This window comes from Roseovarius maritimus, from assembly GCF_043355895.2.
In the GTDB taxonomy this organism is placed as follows: Bacteria; Pseudomonadota; Alphaproteobacteria; order Rhodobacterales; family Rhodobacteraceae; genus Roseovarius; species Roseovarius maritimus.
This window is the reverse complement of record NZ_JBHFPF020000027.1, coordinates 1-2,756: the sequence shown is the minus strand read 5'-3', so window position 1 is coordinate 2,756 and position 2,756 is coordinate 1. Positions and strand designations below refer to the sequence as shown.

Annotated in this window: 4 protein-coding genes; all 4 read left to right on the top strand. The window is 62.3% G+C overall.

Going from position 1 to position 2,756, the window contains the following annotated elements; all coding sequences use genetic code 11:
• The first annotated feature begins 59 nt into the window (after positions 1 to 59).
• The 4 genes from tnpA to ACEWPM_RS19700 are packed head-to-tail and all read left to right on the top strand — an operon-like array spanning position 60 to position 2,727.
• Positions 60 to 464, top strand: coding sequence for an IS66-like element accessory protein TnpA (gene tnpA / locus ACEWPM_RS19715; RefSeq protein ID WP_393964155.1), 405 nt, complete (start codon positions 60 to 62; stop codon positions 462 to 464).
• The gene (gene tnpB, locus ACEWPM_RS19710; protein WP_067630184.1) at positions 461 to 811 is read left to right on the top strand and encodes an IS66 family insertion sequence element accessory protein TnpB; all 351 of its coding nucleotides are present in this window, start codon (positions 461 to 463) and stop codon (positions 809 to 811) included. Before tnpA ends, tnpB begins: the two co-directional genes overlap by 4 nt.
• A gap of 60 nt (positions 812 to 871) precedes the next feature.
• The gene (tnpC, locus tag ACEWPM_RS19705) at positions 872 to 2,503 is read left to right on the top strand and encodes an IS66 family transposase (protein ID WP_393964156.1); all 1,632 of its coding nucleotides are present in this window, start codon (positions 872 to 874) and stop codon (positions 2,501 to 2,503) included.
• Positions 2,504 to 2,505: 2 nt separating this feature from the next.
• Entirely contained in the window at positions 2,506 to 2,727 is a 222-nt protein-coding gene (locus ACEWPM_RS19700) for a hypothetical protein (protein ID WP_393964157.1), read from the top strand.
• Positions 2,728 to 2,756: the final 29 nt, after the last annotated feature.

Here is a 2,756-nt window from a genome sequence, read left to right as displayed (position 1 = left end):
GTAAGCCTCCGGGGGTGGCCGTCTGATCTCGGGATCGATCCGATGGTAAGTCCGACCTTATGTCCGACTTTATCAACCGCCCTCAAATCGAAGTTCTGTCCGCAGCCGATGGCGAACGCCGCCGGTATTGGTCAGATGATGACAAACTGCGCATTGCTGAGGAGAGCTTTATCGGCCACCGCCAGGCGGCAGCCACAGCGCGGCGGCATGGCATTTGCCGGTCGCTGCTGACCACGTGGCGGCGGCAGTATCGAAACGGTGAGCTTGGGTCTTCCCGTCAGGTATCGTTCTCGCCGGTGACGGTGACCAAAGCACTCGCGCCACAGACCAATTCAGTCAATCCCTGTCCGCCTCCGGGCGGTCAGGTTGAGATAGCCCTGCCGAATGGCCGCCGGGTCATCGTGCCGGTAAGCGTGGAGCCCGAAGCGCTTGCCCGGATTTTGGCCGTGGTGGACCGGCAATGATCGCGTTTCCGGCGGGCGTGAAGGTTTGGATTGCGGGCGGCGTCACCGATATGCGGCGGGGCATGAACACGCTGGCGCTACAGGTGCAGGAGGGGCTTGGCCGCGATCCCCATGCGGGTGAGATATTCTGCTTCCGGGGCCGTAAGGGCGATTTGGTTAAGATCCTGTGGCATGATGGCGTGGGCATGTCGCTGTATCTGAAGCGCTTGGAGGCAGGCAAGTTCATCTGGCCGGTGAGCCGGTCGGGCGAAGCGGTGCAGATCTCGGCGGCGCAGTTGGGCTATCTTCTGGAGGGCATTGACTGGCGCAACCCACGCTGGACGCAACGCCCTGCAAAGGCTGGATAAATTGCGCTAGCAGGCCTGTTTCTGATGGTTCTTCATGAACCTGAGTGATAGATATACGCCATGTCTGACGCCGCCTCCGAACTCGCCAAATTACGCGCTGCCCTGGCCGCCGCCGAGGTCCGTGCGGAGGTTGCGGAAAGCGAGCTGGCACAGACCCGAGCGGTTATCTCCTGCTCGGAAGCGATGATCCAGGAACTCAAGCTCGAGATCGCCAAACTGCGCCGTGACAAATACGGCATCTCGTCAGAACGACGCGCCCGGCTGATCGATCAACTGGAATTGCAGCTTGAAGAACTGGAGACGGCGGCAACCGAAGATGTCCTGGCCGCAGAACAGGCGGCTGAAAAGGCCAGCACGGTGCGCGCCTTCACGCGCCGCCAGCCGGTGCGCAAGCCGTTCCCCGATCACCTGCCGCGCGAGCGGGTTGTTGTCGAGGCCCCTGCCGCCTGCACCTGCTGCGGCTCGGACCGTCTTGTGAAAATGGGCGAAGATGTCACCGAGACGCTAGAGGTAATCCCGCGGCAGTGGAAGGTGATCCAGACCGTGCGTGAGAAGTTCACTTGTCGGGCCTGTGAGAAGATCAGCCAGCCGCCAGCCCCGTTCCATCCGATCCCGCGTGGATGGGCCGGGCCCAGCCTGATCGCCATGCTCGTCTTCGAGAAATACGGGCAGCACCAGCCCCTGAACCGGCAGGCCGAACGCTTCGCCCGAGAAGGCGTTGCTTTGAGCCTGTCGACCCTGGCAGATCTGGTCGGACACGCGACTGTCGCCTTGCAGCCGATCCATGCCCTGATCGAGACTCACGTGCGTGCCGCCCACCGCCTGCATGGCGACGACACGACCGTGCCGCTTCTGGCGCGGGGTGGCGCGAAAAAGGCTCGTCTGTGGACCTATGTTCGTGATGACCGCCCCTGGAATGGCGGCGCACCGCCGGCGGCATTCTTCCGCTTCTCCCGAGATCGCGCGGCCACCAACCCCAACCAGCATCTCGCCGGATGGCAAGGCGTGCTGCAAGCCGACGCCTATGGCGGATACAACGACCTCTATCGCGCTGACCGTGATGCTGGGGCCGTGACCAGTGCGTTGTGCTGGGCGCATGCGCGCCGGAAGTTCTTCGAACTGGCTGACATCGCGGGCAATGTTCGCAAGGGCAAGCCCGCCCATCAGATCTCGCCGGTCGCGCTGGAAGCGGTGAAACGGATCGACGCCATCTTCGACATCGAGCGCGAGTTGGGTAGGCTGGATGCCGATGCCCGGCTTGCCGCCCGTCAGAAACTCTCCCGTCCCCTAGTCGATAATCTCCATGATTGGCTGCTGGCAGAGCGCGCGAAACTCTCCCGGCACAACAAGGTGGCCAAGGCGATTAACTACATGTTCGAGAAAGACGGCCGTTGGCAGGCCTTCACGGCATTCCTCGATGACGGGTGCATCTGCCTGACGAATAATGCGGCCGAACGTGCCCTGCGCGGCGTAGCTTTGGGGCGAAAGTCATGGTTGTTCGCCGGCTCCGAACGCGGCGGAGAGCGGGCCGCTGCCATGTATACCTTGATCGTAACCGCCAAGATGAACGACATTGATCCACAGGCCTGGCTTGCCGATGTCCTCGCCCGGTTGCCCGACATGCCCGTCTCGCGCGTGCATGAACTTCTGCCCTGGAACTGGAAAGCGGTGTCCCTCGCACAGGCCGCGTGACCATGCAGCTCAACAAAGTGTATTCCGTCAAGACCATCGACCGCGTTGCAGCCGAACTCGGCGAAACCGTCGATCGGATCTTTGATCTGGCCATCGATATGGAAACCGAAGACGGCGTGATCTGGGTCTACGGCCTCGGCGACGACAGCGTCATCGCATTTACTCCGTTCGGGATCGAAAACCTGCAAGAGTTCATCGCAATGGATCGTGACCGCGCGCGTTGACCTCGCCACGGCCTACGCCGGATGCTTAC